The following is a 16,384-nucleotide window of genomic DNA, read 5'->3' as shown; positions in this document are numbered from 1 at the left end:
ACTAAACAAGAATACCGTGATTAATTCTTGTCAACTCACCGATAACCAGCTCCTTGCCATAAGAATCTCTTAAAAGCTCTATCGGCAGGAGGTTTCCTAAAGCATAATTCGGGGTATTCAGCCACAGCTTGAACTTGTCCATATCACCAAATACATCGAGCCCTTCTCGGGTCACCTCCGCCATCTCGATTATTTTCTCTGACTGTAACGGCCTAAAATAATGCTTTGGCGCCTGTTTATAGCGCTGTAGGGATTTGGTGGAAATATCAAGAATATTTGCCCAATCATTTTCGGTAAAAGGGGTGTAATCTTGAATCAGATTAAATAGTGAATAAGGAATACCCATACGTATAGCTCTGATGATCAACATTTTGTCGGAAAGAAAATCTTCGTATGTTACTTTCTTTTTGGGGGACTCATAAAGAACCTCCGGCTCCCGAGCCTCGTGAATGAATGAGGAAATCTCTTCATTCAGTTTCTCTTCCAGTTTAAATTTTGACCTTACCATAACCTCAGACATTTGTCCTCTAATTTACGACTTTTTTCCTTGAAAATCATTTTTTTTTAAAACTTTCTTTCACAGACAATAAAAAAGTCCGGTTTTTCAGACCGGACCAATTCGTAATCTTCATGTTTTTATGCTTACAAAAAAAATCAAGCTTTCTGCAAGAAAGGATCGACTTCCTTCAAGGCTTTCACGGTTTCTAAAGGGGTATATGAATTGAAAACAAAAGAACCGGCGACTAACACATCAGCACCTGCTTTTAACAGCTGTCCGGCATTATCCAACGACACCCCTCCATCTATTTCGATCAATAGGCTATCATTGATTCCTGCAGCCAAGCCCCTCAATTCTTCGATCTTACGATATGTTTGTCGTATGAATTTCTGCCCTCCAAAACCGGGATTCACGGACATAAGGCATACCAGATCGATATCTTGGATAATATCTTTGAGCAAGTGTACAGGAGTATGTGGATTTAAGGCCACCCCTGCTTTACAACCGAGTTCTTTGATCGCAGCCAATGTACGATGCAGGTGTGTACAGGCTTCGTAATGCACGGTGATGATTGCTGCGCCATTGTCCTTACAAGTCTGCAGATATCGATCCGGATCGACGATCATCAAATGTACGTCCAACGGTTTTTGCGCATGCTTGGCGATCGCCTGCATCACAGGAAAACCAAAGGAAATGTTAGGCACGAACACACCATCCATAATGTCAATATGAAACCAATCTGCCTGACTTTCATTGACCATACGGATGTCCTTGCCCAAATCGGCAAAATCGGCTGCAAGTATAGACGGAGCTATTAAATGTTTTGAATGCGACATCGCTATATTTATTTTTACATATTATCAATATGCAAAGATAAATATTACTTGGTAGACTTCTGAAGTTTTTGAAACTTCAGAAGTCTACCTCCTACTTTGTAGTTTCTTTGCCCAAAGATCTATAAATCAAAAAAGCTGCCAATCCGATCAGCAATCCTATGACCAATGTAATCCATAATCCCTTTTGGGCCAGTAAAGCCAAGACAATAAAGATAAGCGAGGTAATGGCCATCGTACGAGCCAATACCTTCAAGCCATAGCGATTTTGTACCTCACTACTCTCTTCCTCTGCATTATCTTCTTCCGTTTGGGCCGCTATACGCTGTTGCCCTTCTTTATAGCTCACGTAATCCTGCGCAACCTTTCCTTTGCTTCTGGCCCAGATTTCATAACCTGCCAATAGTACAAAAGGAATAATGGCACCTGCCAACATTTCCTCTGCCCGGCTCAGTGAAATTCCAGTCAACAAAGGATGGAAAAATTTAAAATACACATTGATACCTAATCCCAAAATCGTACACCAAAGTATAGATCTCCCCGTATGAAACTTTGAAAATAAAGCCCATATCGGCGGTCCATACAGCGAACATCCAGTCACAGCACCCACACTCAGTACAATCTCGACTATCCCTCCTGCCGATGGCACCCACAACGCGACCAGGATCGTTATTAGACCAAAGACCACGACCGACGTCTTGGCGATCAGCATCAATTGCTTCGGCTTGGTATTGGGTCGTACAGATTTGTACAAATCATTGGTAAATACAGCTGCCGCAAGATTTAAAGTCGTATTGACTGAACTTGCCGTCGCAAATACCATCCCCCCAAGCATGAGGCCTATCAATCCTTTGGGAAGCACCTCCTTACACATCATCAGATAGGCTCCCTCATTTTCCAAGCCGGAAAGCTCAGGATTGACCAACCGATAGATCATCGGCGGCAACATCCAGATAAAAGGACTGACCAGATAGAGGCCAGCAAATAGATACCCTACCTTGCTCGCTGATCTAGGGCTGTCCACTGTGGTGTAACGCTGCACATAGGCCCAGTTTCCACCGATAAATATACCGTTGTAGATAGCAAACGCCAATAGGAAGAGCCAGGAATATTCTTCATTTACGACATTAAAAAAATCGGGTGGTGCTTTGGCAAACAACTCACCTACACCACCTATCCGGTCGAAGGCCAAAGGTACAACAATAATAACCGCAGCCGTAAGTACAATAAACTGAATGACATCGGTGATCATCACCCCCCACAATCCACCAACTACAGTATAAAGGATAATAAGTACCCCTAAGACCAAGATACAAGCCTCAATGGAAAAACCGGTCGATACGTTGATGATCTTGGCTACAGGGTAAAGAAAAGCTCCTGTGTACATCAATGATATCAACAAAATAAGGTAGCTGTAAAATTTCTGTACCGAAATCCCCAAGCGTTTGGACACAAATTCCGCCGCCGTCAACGAATGGGACTTTTGCCAGGCCGGTGCTATAAACATCCCAACCAAAAGCCCTCCCACACACATGGTCATCTGAATAGCAATAGCTACAAAACCGTGTTGATACGCAATAGATCCCCAAACAACGAATGTACCTGCCGAAAAGAAACTCATAAACAGGGACAGACCACTGATCCGCCAAGGCACCGCACCTCCGGCCGCAAAGTACGACTTCATCGAATTACCTGTTTTCCCAAAGGACAGGCCAGCTGCGATTACGATTCCCGTAAAAGCAAGCATTATAATATAATCTAAAACACCCATTTTTTTGCTTAGCTATAACAACGAACAGAAAATAAAGAGGCTGGCACATGGACCGATGGGCGCTCAACCTTAATAGTCAATGCACTGGTTAAAATGGGCTGCTCCAATACGATTTGATTCAAACTTTGATAATTACCTTTTCGTTCAAATACAATATTCCCTTTATCATCCGATATTGTATAATTTCGGACACAGAAAGGCATGGCATCTTCGGGGTGCCCCATGAGTACACTCTCCATTGGATGGTCATAATCTGTATCAAAAAATAAATCTATTTTTTGAATCTGCTTATTTTCATTCCAACTGATCTTGAGTTGAGGAGCCTGATCTTCCAATGAGGCTACCCAAGCATTCGGCTGGGTTGTAGGACGATAGACACCTGTTTTGACCTGCTCAGCACCAAAAGGCTGCAATGCCGGATCAAGACGTAAGGCTAGGTTATGCCCTTCCGGACGGCGTTGCGGACACCAAAACTCAAATGCTTCCATTCCGATATCTTCGGGAGGAGTTTGCTTTCCATAATTGGACACGGCTTTATTGACCAAATTGAAAACGGTAAGAACACCTGTGACACGGGTGTGCGTACGGTATAGCGATACGGCAGGATTTTTATGGAAAACTACAAAAGCATATGCACGTTCGGGCATCGTCGCCGAAAAGGATATGGCTATCGTGGCCTTCCCCTTTTGGAGTGCAATGGACTTGGTCTCCAACGTGACATCGGGGGTATAGTTGCCCGTCTTGTCGCTAATGCGCAATTCTACCTGCAATTCGGCATCTTCTGCGGCATCTACCTCCACAGTTATATTCGGTACTTTTCCTTCTTTCAAAGGCAACATCTGTGCTACGGCAGTTTCTATCGGAAGTGGAAAATCCGCATTAAACTTATCCAACTCAAAACTGCTGGATGCATGGACTTCGGCATATTGCACCAAATCGGCCTCATCACGCAGTTCCAAACCTGGAATATGTTGTCCGCTTTTCAGCAATTCCTGTTGCAAATCTGTGATAAATCCATCCGTTAATATCTCACGTGGAGTTAAGTAGTACGTAGTGGGTATTGTGTATTGCGTATTGTGTATTGCGTATTGCGTATTGCGTATTGCGTACTGCGTATCGCGTACTGCGGATTGCGAGCCAATCTGTCCACTATCGGTTTCGACGAGTTCCGCTAGACTTGCTCCTTTTTCTTTCGCAATATATGCCGCCATACCGATAGCTTGCCCGATATGTGCAGCAGTCGCCATCACACGTGTGGAGGCGAAAGCAACGTGAGTCGCACTGATAAGTCGCCCACCGATAAATAAATTCTTGATATTCCGACTGTACAAACAGCGATACGGAATCTGATAAACACCTTTGGCATGCCATTGGTTACAGCCAGGCTTCTCGCTGAAGACACCGTCTGCAGGATGCAGGTCTATAGACCAACCTCCGTAGGCTACCGCATCTTCATGTGGGCGTTGCTCGACGATATCTTGCTGACGCAACATGTAATCTCCTTCAAAACGGCGACTTTCCCGTTTTCCGGGAATAGTGCCCACCCACTCCAACGTTAGGTTTTCCGCTTCGGGAAAATTGCCTGAATTCTTGACATAATCCCAAGCACCATAGATCACTTTCCACAGATCCCATTTGATCTGCTCCGTATCATGTATGGTATCCATACGTCCGCCATGCTCCAGCCACCACAGTTGACAACCATGTTCTTTGGCATTGAACTTTTTGAACTTCGGTACCTCTTTGGTGACATCCATCGCAAAGGAAGGTGCGGTATATTTGACCGGCCGGCCGGTATCTTTTGTATAAAAATACATGCTATGTCCGAGCAATTCGCCGTATTCCTCGGTAGGCGCAAATTTTTCCCCGAATTCTTCTTGCCTTTCGGCTCCCATTCGGAATGCTGCTCCGGAGAGAAAACCTACGATACCGTCTCCCGACGCATCACAAAACAAAGGTGCATGCACCACATATTCTGTTGAATTTTGGCTACAGAAACCTTTTACCGAGCCAATCGTATCTTCATCTGTTTTCTGTACCTCGTACACAGCAGTATTCAAGAGCAATTTGATATTCGGTTCCGCCGTCACTTTATCCAATAAGATACTATCGAATATCAACGGGTTTCCTTCTTTATTCTTATAGGTGTTCTCTACCAATATTTCATCTATTACACCTCCCTCCCGACTCCATCGGTTATTGTTGCCCATATGCGAAGTGGCACCTAATATCCATAGTCGTACCTCACTGGAAGAGTTCCCCCCCAGCACAGGTCTGTCCTGCACCAATACTACTTTCACACCTTTGCGTGCAGCCGTAATAGCAGTACACACTCCCGACAGTCCACCACCGATGATGGCCAGTTCTGCGTGATAGGTCTCTGTCTTTAATGTTCTTTTCGCTTCGTGTTCTCTTTTTATCATCACTTAGTTTTATATCTTTTCTCTTCAAACTAGATTGGTCTAGTCTGGTCTATTATTCAAATTAAAGTATAATATTTTTGATAAACAAATTTTCTAAACTATTTTTACCTAAAACATTGTTAACCTTCTCATTACACTATTTCATATTGAGTTGACCCACCGTCGAAAACCGATAAACCGATACCGTTCGGTAAAGTTGCCCCGGCTTCAGTACCGTAGACGGAAATGCCGGTTGGTTGGGTGAATCGGGAAAATGCTGGGGTTCCAGACAAAGCCCTGATCTGAACTCATCCCTTCCGCCATTTTTCAATGTATTTTTACCGGACATAAAATTACCGCTGTAAAATTGAATACCCGGCTCATGACTATATATATCCATCACGATACCTGAAAGATCGCCTATTAATCTGGCAGCATGATGGAGGTAGGAAAATTTATGGTCCGCCAGCACAAAATTATGGTCATAGCCTCTGCCATACGTCAGTTGAGTATTATTTTCAGCAGCAATATCCCGACCGATAGCCTTTAACGTGGTAAAATCAAAAGGCTTGTTTTCTTTCACGGGCTGTATTTCTCCGGTAGGGATCAATGATCTATCGACCGGGGTAAAAGCTTCCGCAAACAGTTGCAGCTGATGTCCTAAAATTGATCCTGACCCCTCCCCATTGAGATTAAAGTAAGCGTGATTGCTCAGATTCATAACGGTTGTCTTATCTGTCGTCGCTTCATAAGAGATCGTTAATTCATTACGATGGGTCAAAGCATAAGAGACATATATCACTCTATTGCCCGGGAAGCCCCCATACTTATCCTGCAACACACATTTGAACTTAATCTTCGTTGCACTTAGTGAATCTACGTCCCAGACCGTACGATGCACCCCATGAGGACCACCATGCGCCGCGTAACGTCCATTCACCGTCGTAAGATTATACGTTTCTCCATTCAAATCAAAGCTGGCATTCGCTATCCTATTGGCATAAGGCCCCACTATAGGGCCAAATAGCGATCCTCCGGATGTATTATAGTCGGCCCCTTTAGGCAATCCCAATACGATGTCCGTGGGACTGCCATTTTTATCCGGAACAGATAATCCCACCAGACGAGCACCATGATTAGAAAGATAGACCGTTATATTGCCGTTATGAAGAGTATAGAGATTCACCTTTTTACCTTCTATCACCGTAGCAAAAGAAGAGGAATCCATCCCTTCTTTCGGAAAGATCGGACGATCCTTCGTCTGTCCCCAGTTTTTTCCTGTGAAACAGAAAAAAATAAAAATCAGAAACCCTATTGTTTTCATACGTTCGTCATCAAAAAACGTTATTATTTTCGTGTCGTTGCATCCTTCAGTTCATCTGTACGAAAAGGCACAGCCGGAAAGCCCTCTTTGTTATAAAAGTTTATTTTAGCAGGATTGCTTTCAAAAGCATATCTGATATACAGGGGCTCTCCAACCTGCTCACTGTATACGACCACCCTATCTCCCCGGAGTTCTGCACTAGCCCTATAAAATTTATCATCTTTGCCTGCCAGCGCAAAACCATAGAGGTTCTTACCACCCCCTTTTGCTTCTAGTCCGCTTCCTATATTGGCAAAATGAAGTTCAATGGTATCCGATCGGATATCTACCTTGACTACGGTAGGACCTTGCGCTATTCGTTTTGTATCACCATAAGTCTGTTTCAATACTTGTGCGGCGATGCGTTTGCCGACGTCCCGCTTATTCGTCGGGTGAATATCTGACGGATCGCCGACATCCTGCGTCACGATAGTATGGACATGTCTCATACGCTGGCTGACTTTAAATTGCGCTTCCTGCACAAACGTCCATGCGGATGATCTCGGCACATCTACTTGTTCCCCATAATTGGGCAGTTGCACAATATAAAAAGGAAGCTGCTCATCTTTCCATGACCTGCGCCACGAACGTACAAGATGATAAAGTTTGGCTTCATAATCGTAGCATTGCGGAATAAACGTGTTTGTCTCTCCCTGATACCACAATACCCCTTTCACCGGATAGAGAAAGAAAGGAGCAATCATACCGTTGTATATCATGGTCGGATAACGATTCTTGATATTGACAAATCCCTTGGGTTCTTTTATTCCCGGATTCGCGGCTAAAAGGCGGTCATTTTCTTCCTGCGTCTTCCGGATGAATTCGGGTGTAATCTTATCTGCTTTACTATGTGCTTCCGGAAAATCCTTTAAAGCTTCTTTACTCATAAAGGGTTCTATCGGCGAGCCACCATAAGCTGAAAGAATGATGCCGACCGGTATTTTCTTTTCTTTATAAATTTCTTTGGCGAAATAGTACGCTACTGCAGAAAACCGCTTCCTCATTTTTTCATCGGATATCATCCATTCGGCTCTTCCTACATCCTTCTGCGGCCAAGGCTGGGTATTTCGATAGACGTGAAACTGCCGGATCAATGGAAAGTTCTCTTTTTCTTCCACGGAATGTTCCTCTTTATTCATCGTAAATACCATGTTGCTTTGTCCGCTGCAAAAGAATACATCTCCAAAATAGATATCTTTTATGGTTATCTTTTCGGTAGCTCCTTTAATAACAATATCATAGGGTCCTCCGGCAGGTTTTGCCCGAAGTGTTACTCGCCAGATACTATCCCTGTTCGTAGTTGTCGTATGCGTAACATCCGCCATAGTCACCGACAGCTTATCTCCCGGCACTGACCACCCCCATAATACAACGGGTTGATCTCGTTGTAAGACAGCGTGATCTGAAAAATACCGAGGTAGCCTCAATTGGGCGTGAGCAAGAGTAGCCAGCAATAGTGATATCGACAAAAAAACAATCTTCATGATACTGTTTTTAAATTTAATAAAACGTAAAAGGGAGATTTTCACCTTTCCCTTTTACGTGAAAGCTATTGTTGCGCTCTCTTCGCCGCATTTTGCTTTTTTACTTCCTGCCTCCATTTCGTAAAACGTTCATTGCCGAGCGCTTCCTTGATTTCATCCAGATATTGTGTATTATTTTTCTTCAGCTCGGCTTTCATATTATCGCCTCCGGCTTTTCGGATTTGCCGCACATTTTTTTGAAACTTTTCAATGGCAGCGATCAATGCTTGCTTTTCATCGTCATTCACCTCTACCACTTCCAATATCGGATTTAACCTGCTCTGAACCATCTTTGATACTTCTTGTCCGGATGCACCCATTGCAAAAAAGACAAACACCAACATTACAAATAGATTTCTCATCATTACCTCCTTTTAAATTTGTTAAATTGTAAATTGTTATATTATTTTTTCTGTTTTACACTATCCCTCCATTTTTCATAGCGTTCATCATCCAGCACATACAATACTTCCGACAGATATCGATGCGAATTTTCTCTTAGCTCCAATGCCATATGCTCCCGCTTTGCTGTGCGAATTTCCTTTGCACTGTCGATAAGTTTTTGGATCGCCACAATAAGTTGCTTTTTTTCATTATCCGTAACCCGCACGGCATTGGTAATTGAATTCAAACGTGTCTGAACTTCCTTCGGAACTTTTTGCCCGAAAGACAGCATTATACAAACAACAAATAGGACTGTGAATAAAGACTTCTTCATATGTATCTTATATATTAATCGTTAGCCTAAAATCAGAATTGATAGGGTATAAGAGGATTTGGTTTGTTGTCCGCCGGCAGTTTTTCAAGATCTTTTTTCCAGTTATCTCCTATATCGCCCTGTGCATTCCGAACAACCTCCATCTGTTTGCGGAAACCTTCTATCAGCTTTTTATACTTAGGTAATCCTGCTAGATTCTTCATCTCATAACGGTCTGCTTTCAAATCGTATAATTCTTCGGCAGGCCTTTGATTGAGTCTATCTACCACAACTTTTGCTTTGGCATCAATCTCCGCTTTCTTTATCCAGCTGGGATATGGCTTCTTACCGGCAGAAGCTGGCATTTCGGGTTCAAGGTTTACTATATATTTGTAACTACTCGTGCGTAACATACGAGAGGGAGACTGATCATAAAACTTATCTCCGTTATGGTTAGCAAATACGCTCTCGCGATGAGATTGATTAGGATCTTTCACGGCAGAATAAAAACTCTGCCCATCTATTCCTTCCGGGACCTTACCCCCTACCATCTCCAACAATGTAGGAATAATGTCGACGTGCGATACAAGAGCATCGGTTTTACTTTTTTTCTTAACATGCCCGGGCCAACTTACAATCAAAGGAACCTGTACACCATAATCATACAACGTCCATTTGCCAAAAGGTAGTTGAGGTCCTTGATCAGCTGTAAACAACACAATCGTATTATCTTCCAATTGATGCCGTTCTAACATCTTCATCGTTTCACCTACATTGTAATCCAACTTCGTAATATCTGTATAATATCTTGCCCGAAGCTGTCTGGTATCTTTTGTGTCTACATGAAAGGGGGGAATATTTACATTCTCGGCTGTATACTCGGGATGCAGTGGCCAGCTCATATGCGTAGAATGATCAGACACAATCAATAGAAATGGCTGAGAAGGATCTCTATCAGCAAACCATTTATCCACTGGTTCCAAGTACAGGTCGGGAAACATTCCCTTTTTTCCCTCCGTGCCAGGCTCTCTTCGATTCGTGCCTGGTATGTATTCGAAAGGAAAAACTTGTCGTGGCCCCACATCCAGTTTACCTGCAATAGCTACTCGATACCCTTCGTTTACGAAATATTGTACAATAGATTTCACTGTATCACGCACAGCTACCCGGTTACTATGTGAGCCATTACGTTGCGGATAAAGTCCTGTAAACAATGCACTTCTAGACGGGGCACAGGTCGTCGCTGTAGAAAATGCCTGATTAAACAAAATCGATTTTTGGCTTAATTTATCAAGATTAGGGGTTTTGACATGTTTATTCCCATATGGCCCTATGTCCATCGTCCCCAGATCATCCGCCAGATACAAAACGATATTAGGTCTGTCCATCTTGCTTTGTGCATAGGACATTCCGTGGAACGAATTATAGCTGGCTAATACAACAATGAACATAAATCTTATAAGGAAAATGCCTTCATTAAACATCTTATCCCAATATTTGAAAATCATCATTTTATCTATTTTTTTATATAGGGTTTGGTGAACTTACCATTTAACACGAATTAGTTTTTCTGAAGATGCGCCTTGCGCAATGCCTCTGCATCGGGTTCTTCTGCATTCACCTCTTTCTTCCATTTCTCAATGAGCTCACTTAATTCCCTTACCTTTTCAGGTTTCTCCAAAGAGAGGTCATATGTCTCTGAAGGATCATTCTTCAAATCATACAATTCATCTTTGTTACCCAGATAATGTTTGATTAATTTATAATCGTCTTGCCTGACGACTGTCGCCATTCTATCCGGCCAGCTACGCGTTTCCGAAGGATAATGCCAATATAGTTCCTTTCTTTCTAAACCGGAATCACCTTTAAGCAATGGCATCAGGTTTTCTCCGTCAACCTGATAATTTTCAATATCTCCTCCGCTTGCTGCAACAAGTGTAGGATAAAAATCAATACTGCTAACCGGTTTCTCTACTTCACCCTTCTTTATATGCTTTGGCCAATGAACAATTAGCGGCACTCTGATTCCCCCTTCGTAAAGCCATGTTTTGTACGATCTCAAGTTTCCGTTATTAGCCACTCTTCCTGCGCCGCCATTATCCGAGGTAAAGATGACAATAGTATTCTCGTCCAAACCTAATTCTTCCAAAGTTTTCATAACCGACCCAACTCCACTATCGATACGTTCCAACATAGCTGCCAGGTACGGATTATCTTTACGATTTGTCTCATGACCGGGATTTCTCTCAAAAATATCACTAGCATTTTTCCCGTTTTTTTTATCATACTTTTGTTTGTACTTGTCAACTAAAGTCGAAGGAGCATCCAATCTCGTGTGTACACTATAATAACTCAAATACAAAAAAAACGGCTTATTCTTATTCCTGCGGATAAAGTCGCAGGCATCACTGCTTTGTCTATCTGTCAGATATTCTCCGGGACTACCTTCTTTATAAGTGTTAATCTTTTCATAGGGAAAAAAATAATCTCCCCCAGCTATATATTCTGTTTCACTCCCGATGACCTCGTGAAAACCATGCGCTTCTGGAGTACCGATAGGGTTGTTAAAATGTGTTTCTAAATGCCACTTTCCGATTATGCCTGTATGATAACCTCTATCTGCTAATGCCTCGTTTAATGTGAGGTACAGATCTGGGTCAAGAAAACGATCCGTTTTCCAACCTACAGTCAAATAATCGGTGATACGCACCCGTGCAGGATATTGTCCTGTCATGATACTAGCTCGGGTGGGGGAACACACAGGGGCTGCCGCATAAGCCTGTGTAAACCTCTTGCCCTTACGCGCGAGATCATCTAAATAAGGTGTTTCATTAAAGTTATTCCCATAACAGCCCAATTCTCCCCATCCAAGATCGTCTGCAAGAATAAATACGATGTTGGGTGAAGTTTGTGCTGTTACCGCCGAAGAACCACCTAATATTAAAAAAATGAAAATGAACCAACGATATATAGTTTTCATGTTTTTTTGCTTATATTATAATTACTCAATCGTCCTTATTTTTAATTTACCATTGTCATCATCTAACCAATAAAACTTAGGTCGTGCGTTTTTATTCGGTGCATGATATGCAATTCGCAGTTGATCGTTTAAATCAGTGAATATCATGGCGTGCCCACCTCCATCGACTTCAGTATTTAAAGGTTTTTCATCCTGTATCCATTTCCCATCCAGCTTTCCGTTTGAAGATCTTGCGACTCCGATAACATATCGAGACGGAGCCTTAGCAAAGCTTGACCACAATAACAGCAACTCTCCGTTTCTTGCACGATATATAAAGGGAGAATCAGTCACATATCCTCTAATTCCGTTATGAGTTATAGTTCCTGCCCAAGGCGCCTCGGAAGCTTTAAACAACAGAATCGGTTCTTCAATTGCCGTTTTTAGGTCAGAAGATAATTTTTGCGCATAGATTCTTCCGCTTCCATCCGGAACAGAGTGAAATGCCTGACAAAACAACAACCACGGCTGATCAGTCTCGTCAACGTATAGAAGACCGTCCAGACAACGCCAGTCTTCAGGAGTTATGGGTTTATTTACCAGAGGTTTATATGGCCCTTCCAACCATTTTGAGACCAAAGCGGAAGTTCCTTTCATACCGGTCTCGGGATTACTAAAGGACGCAAACACGTAATACTTATCTTTATAATAGTAAGTATCTGGTGCCCAAAAATCTTTTGTCCCCCAAAAATCATGCGGAGCCTCAAATGTGGTTTCCACACGTACCCAATTTACTAAATCAGGGCTTTTGTAAAGTCCAATTTTTTGCTTATCATTCAAATGCATATAATAATGCCTCGATTTTTTGTCCACATAGACATATGGATCTCTGGCAAACATATCCTCCACAAAAATAGGATATGCCGCATTGGCTGTACGCTTGACTTCTCTTTCCTTACCTCCTACATTATTGGGGGAATTGTGTTTCTCTCGAAGAGACTTCCTCCAGATATCAAAACGTTCCTTCCCCAGAATATTCTGCACTTCTGATAGATAACGTTTTGAATTCAGCTCTTTTTCTCCATTCTCATTGGGATTATCAGAAGTTCTTAACGTTAGCTCATTTTTTTGAAATTTTTCGATCGCTACAATCAACGCTTCCTTCTCCGTGCCACTTACCTCTACCGCATTAAGAATAGGATTTAATCTCCACTGAACAGTTTTAGATATTTCTTGCCCAGATACAATTATTGCGCAACAAGCAAAAACTATCGCAATAAACAGCTTTTTCATGATTTATTTTTTTTTCTAGTGTCCTGTCTCCATTTATTGAAACGCTCATTTCCCAAAATACGTTTCACTTCTGACAGGTACTGTTTTCCATTTAATTTTCTTTCTTCTTGCTTACTTGGATCGTTTGCAGCTCTGAATTCCATTTCATTTTTTTGAAATTTTTCAATGGCCACGATCAATGCTTTCTTCTCGTCCTCATTGACCTCCACCGATTTGAGAATAGGATTTAGTCTCCATTGAACATTTTTTGATATTTCCTGTCCGAATGTAACCATCACAAAAAAGGCAAACACTATTGTAACGAATAGATTTTTCATAACTTTTCAAATCTGCTTTTAATCATTCATAAACTTTTATTACTTTCTCTCTTTATTACTTGTGGCAAATAAGAAGGGGCTACTTGTTGTATATTGCCATTTCCGTCAAAGTTCAATGGATCCATGACCATCAACGGCCCTTTATGGTATTTGCTGACGCCATGACAAGAAAGCCACAAACGTCCATCCGGCCCCTCAAATACCGCATTATGTCCGACGGCAGTAAATGGGGACAATGGATCTTGGTCACAACGGAATCCACGCTCTTCACAGAGTTTTTGGATAGTCCCACCGTAAATAGGGTTATTATCAGCTTTCTTCCATGGTCCTTTGATACTGCTTGCAGTCGCGTAACCTACCTCATACCCTCGTGTCCAACTTGAGTAGAATAGGTAATAAATTCCGTTTCGTTTGATCACATAGGCCCCCTCTATACCCTGAGAATCCCATTCATGATAGGTTTTGATCTTTTGCTCATTGCGCCCCTGCCGAAATATGGTTTGAATATTGCCATTGCTATCCCGTTCATATTCTACACGCCCCGTACCGATGGCCCGCAATGTATCGGACACCAACCGACCTTGCTCCAGATTCACTTCGGCACTTCCCATCCAAAACGTACCGTCCTCCAACACATTGTGCCAGAAGGCATATACTTTCTTGTCGTCGTCCTCAAATAAGGTCAGATCATTGCCCCGTGCCAAAGGCTCATCTTCGGTAACGACGGTATATGGACCTTCGATATGATCACTTACGGCATACCCTATATGCTGCCAGTCGTATCCTTTATCTGCATTTCGACAATTAAAAGTGACGTAGAATTTTCCGCGTATCTTATGGATTTCAGGCGCCCAAAAGCGACGATAGTACCACTTGGATGCATCTGGACGTTCTACGATATACTTGACAAACTCCCATTCCAGCAGGTTTTTTGACTTATACAGTGGAACTCCATTATTCAAATCTCCATCTTTCTCCTCGTGTTCCCAAAATGGGTGGGCTGTTCCGGTCATGTACCACCACGCTCCTTCTTTGATGATCTGGCAGTCCCTCAGCCCTTTGGGGTCTATACCTATAGAAATAGGATTTTGATAAGTGAAGGTCTGGCAATGGGCACGATACATTATCCCCGCCAGAAAAACCAACATCATACACCATTTAACCATTGTTTTCCACTTCATCTTTTATAAATTAATCTATTGATTTGTTGCCCGCTCTTGCATCCACTTCTTGTACTCCTCTATATTACGGGCTACACGTTCTCTTGCCTTCTCTCCAGGCGTTCTTTCCCATTGGTTTTTCATTTCTAACGTATAAATCTCAAAAGATTCCGGGTCGGGATCATGAGTCTCTTTGGACCAGGTGGTCAATTGATTCCTAAATGCCTGCAACACTTTTCCATAACTGTTGTCTTGGGCGAGATTGACCATCTCATATGGATCGTTCAACAGATCGTACAGCTCTTCTTCGGGTCTCCGTTCGGCAAAGAGCAACGCTTCCTGTACCGGAGCCAATTTGCCCTGGTCGTGCAACTCCCTAAGCCTTTGGATGATCTTCTTGCTGTCCTTATAGTTGCTCGGTTGCAGATGAGGTCTGTCCGGATAGAAATTCCGAATATATTTGTACCTATCCGAACGGACAGAGCGAATACGGTCCGCAGTCTCTCCACAACGGTCACGCGCGCCGTATACATATTCTCTTGGTATATACTCTTTGGAAAAAACATCTTTGCCCTGCATCCATTCCGGTATTTGAATACCAACAGCAGCCAAGGATATAGGTGCCATATCGATATGCTCAATCATATCTTCCCGAACCTTGCCTTGCTCAATTCCCGGCCCCCTAGCTACAAATAAAACCTTTATGCCCTCATCGTACAGAAATTGCTTGCCCCGAGCATGGCTAACCCCATTGTCTCCCATCAGAATGATCAATGTATTGTCCAATTCGCCATCTTCTTTGAGTCTGTCCAAAATTTCCCCTATCTGTTTGTCTGTATATCGAATGCAATCCATATAGTCTGCCCAATCCTGTAGTATGACCGAGTCCTTCGGATAATACGGAGGGATAAGCAGGCTATCTAAGCCTGTACTCGAACCCAATTCATGGATTGCATGTTGTAGCTGCGACCGTTTATCACGGTTTTTTCCACCTAGCAACTGTATTTGTGCAAAAAATGGTTGACCGGGTTTTCTCTTACGCCAATCATTCCCATCATATATACTTTCGTCCCACTCAAAATTATAGTCTGCCTTTCCCAAACCATCGCCTACGATCGGATAATCTCCATTGGTTACATAATATCCATTTTCCCTGAAAATCTGTGGCACCATCTTTACATAATCGGGTAGCTGAATATGGTGCTCTCCCCTACTGCTCACGTGATTATGAGCACCGATAGTGGTCTGGTACATTCCTGTAATCATGGCCGACCGTGCGGGCGAGCAGACCGGTGCAGTGACAAAAGCTTGTCGGAAGATCGTGCCTTCCTTGATCAACCTATCGATATTGGGCGTGCTGATCTTATGCCCGAAGAAGGGTACTTCTGTACCCACGTCATCCATGACGATCCAAAGCACATTAGGCTGTTTACTTTTCTGATCCGGTGATCGATCATTACAGGCATAACCGAACATAACTACACTGACAAGCACAAATCCGATGATAGCCTTATGTACATTCTTCATTTCCTTTATTGTCATTTTCTATTCGCTTTTTATGATATGA

Annotated in this window: 14 protein-coding genes; all 14 read right to left on the bottom strand. The window is 42.7% G+C overall.

The window, feature by feature from the left end:
• Position 1: 1 nt before the first annotated feature.
• On the bottom strand, positions 2-508 hold the full coding sequence (locus G5B00_RS04480; protein WP_163872058.1) for an antitoxin Xre/MbcA/ParS toxin-binding domain-containing protein: 507 nt from the start codon (positions 506-508) through the stop codon (positions 2-4).
• 146 nt (positions 509-654) lie between these two features.
• Positions 655-1,335 (bottom strand): ribulose-phosphate 3-epimerase, encoded by a 681-nt coding sequence (gene rpe, locus G5B00_RS04475; protein WP_163872057.1) that lies wholly within the window; start codon positions 1,333-1,335, stop codon positions 655-657.
• Positions 1,336-1,426: 91 nt separating this feature from the next.
• On the bottom strand, positions 1,427-3,016 hold the full coding sequence (locus G5B00_RS04470; RefSeq protein ID WP_240894385.1) for a sodium:solute symporter family protein: 1,590 nt from the start codon (positions 3,014-3,016) through the stop codon (positions 1,427-1,429).
• Positions 3,017-3,111: 95 nt separating this feature from the next.
• Positions 3,112-5,526, bottom strand: coding sequence for an FAD-dependent oxidoreductase (locus G5B00_RS04465; RefSeq protein WP_163872055.1), 2,415 nt, complete (start codon positions 5,524-5,526; stop codon positions 3,112-3,114).
• 136 nt (positions 5,527-5,662) lie between these two features.
• The gene (locus G5B00_RS04460; protein WP_163872054.1) at positions 5,663-6,829 is read right to left on the bottom strand and encodes an aldose epimerase family protein; all 1,167 of its coding nucleotides are present in this window, start codon (positions 6,827-6,829) and stop codon (positions 5,663-5,665) included.
• A gap of 23 nt (positions 6,830-6,852) precedes the next feature.
• Positions 6,853-8,352 carry a sialate O-acetylesterase gene (locus G5B00_RS04455; RefSeq protein ID WP_163872053.1) on the bottom strand — a complete coding sequence of 500 codons (1,500 nt, stop codon included), beginning with the start codon at positions 8,350-8,352 and terminating at the stop codon, positions 6,853-6,855.
• Positions 8,353-8,417: 65 nt separating this feature from the next.
• Positions 8,418-8,756, bottom strand: coding sequence for a hypothetical protein (locus tag G5B00_RS04450; RefSeq protein WP_163872052.1), 339 nt, complete (start codon positions 8,754-8,756; stop codon positions 8,418-8,420).
• A gap of 38 nt (positions 8,757-8,794) precedes the next feature.
• The gene (locus G5B00_RS04445) at positions 8,795-9,109 is read right to left on the bottom strand and encodes a hypothetical protein (RefSeq protein ID WP_163872051.1); all 315 of its coding nucleotides are present in this window, start codon (positions 9,107-9,109) and stop codon (positions 8,795-8,797) included.
• 32 nt (positions 9,110-9,141) lie between these two features.
• Positions 9,142-10,599, bottom strand: a complete 1,458-nt coding sequence (locus G5B00_RS04440) for a sulfatase (RefSeq protein ID WP_163872050.1) — start codon at positions 10,597-10,599, stop codon at positions 9,142-9,144.
• Positions 10,600-10,649: 50 nt separating this feature from the next.
• Entirely contained in the window at positions 10,650-12,068 is a 1,419-nt protein-coding gene (locus G5B00_RS04435; protein ID WP_163872049.1) for a sulfatase, read from the bottom strand.
• Between the two features lie 21 nt (positions 12,069-12,089).
• Positions 12,090-13,340 carry a glycoside hydrolase family 43 protein gene (locus G5B00_RS04430; protein WP_163872048.1) on the bottom strand — a complete coding sequence of 417 codons (1,251 nt, stop codon included), beginning with the start codon at positions 13,338-13,340 and terminating at the stop codon, positions 12,090-12,092.
• Complete coding sequence (locus G5B00_RS04425) at positions 13,337-13,657, bottom strand: hypothetical protein (RefSeq protein WP_163872047.1); 321 nt, start codon at positions 13,655-13,657, stop codon at positions 13,337-13,339. Before G5B00_RS04425 ends, G5B00_RS04430 begins: the two co-directional genes overlap by 4 nt.
• A 26-nt stretch (positions 13,658-13,683) precedes the next feature.
• Complete coding sequence (locus tag G5B00_RS04420; protein ID WP_163872046.1) at positions 13,684-14,838, bottom strand: glycoside hydrolase family 43 protein; 1,155 nt, start codon at positions 14,836-14,838, stop codon at positions 13,684-13,686.
• 15 nt (positions 14,839-14,853) lie between these two features.
• The gene (locus G5B00_RS04415) at positions 14,854-16,359 is read right to left on the bottom strand and encodes a sulfatase (protein ID WP_163872045.1); all 1,506 of its coding nucleotides are present in this window, start codon (positions 16,357-16,359) and stop codon (positions 14,854-14,856) included.
• Between the last annotated feature and the right edge of the window lie 25 nt (positions 16,360-16,384).

It is taken from the genome of Parapedobacter sp. SGR-10 (assembly GCF_011030405.1).
Lineage (GTDB): Bacteria > Bacteroidota > Bacteroidia > Sphingobacteriales > Sphingobacteriaceae > Sphingobacterium.
The sequence above is the reverse complement of the archived record's forward strand: the minus strand, read 5'-3'. Positions and strand labels throughout refer to the sequence as shown.

Bases quoted from the DNA above. Each gene is read 5' to 3' on its own strand.
- G5B00_RS04480 (WP_163872058.1), bottom strand. From the start codon at position 508: ATGGTAAGGTCAAAATTTAAACTGGAAGAGAAACTGAATGAAGAGATT.
- rpe (WP_163872057.1), bottom strand. From the start codon at position 1,335: ATGTCGCATTCAAAACATTTAATAGCTCCGTCTATACTTGCAGCCGAT.
- G5B00_RS04470 (WP_240894385.1), bottom strand. From the start codon at position 3,016: ATGAAGTCGTACTTTGCGGCCGGAGGTGCGGTGCCTTGGCGGATCAGT.
- G5B00_RS04465 (WP_163872055.1), bottom strand. From the start codon at position 5,526: ATGATAAAAAGAGAACACGAAGCGAAAAGAACATTAAAGACAGAGACC.
- G5B00_RS04460 (WP_163872054.1), bottom strand. From the start codon at position 6,829: ATGAAAACAATAGGGTTTCTGATTTTTATTTTTTTCTGTTTCACAGGA.
- G5B00_RS04455 (WP_163872053.1), bottom strand. From the start codon at position 8,352: ATGAAGATTGTTTTTTTGTCGATATCACTATTGCTGGCTACTCTTGCT.
- G5B00_RS04450 (WP_163872052.1), bottom strand. From the start codon at position 8,756: ATGATGAGAAATCTATTTGTAATGTTGGTGTTTGTCTTTTTTGCAATG.
- G5B00_RS04445 (WP_163872051.1), bottom strand. From the start codon at position 9,109: ATGAAGAAGTCTTTATTCACAGTCCTATTTGTTGTTTGTATAATGCTG.
- G5B00_RS04440 (WP_163872050.1), bottom strand. From the start codon at position 10,599: ATGATGATTTTCAAATATTGGGATAAGATGTTTAATGAAGGCATTTTC.
- G5B00_RS04435 (WP_163872049.1), bottom strand. From the start codon at position 12,068: ATGAAAACTATATATCGTTGGTTCATTTTCATTTTTTTAATATTAGGT.
- G5B00_RS04430 (WP_163872048.1), bottom strand. From the start codon at position 13,340: ATGAAAAAGCTGTTTATTGCGATAGTTTTTGCTTGTTGCGCAATAATT.
- G5B00_RS04425 (WP_163872047.1), bottom strand. From the start codon at position 13,657: ATGAAAAATCTATTCGTTACAATAGTGTTTGCCTTTTTTGTGATGGTT.
- G5B00_RS04420 (WP_163872046.1), bottom strand. From the start codon at position 14,838: ATGAAGTGGAAAACAATGGTTAAATGGTGTATGATGTTGGTTTTTCTG.
- G5B00_RS04415 (WP_163872045.1), bottom strand. From the start codon at position 16,359: ATGACAATAAAGGAAATGAAGAATGTACATAAGGCTATCATCGGATTT.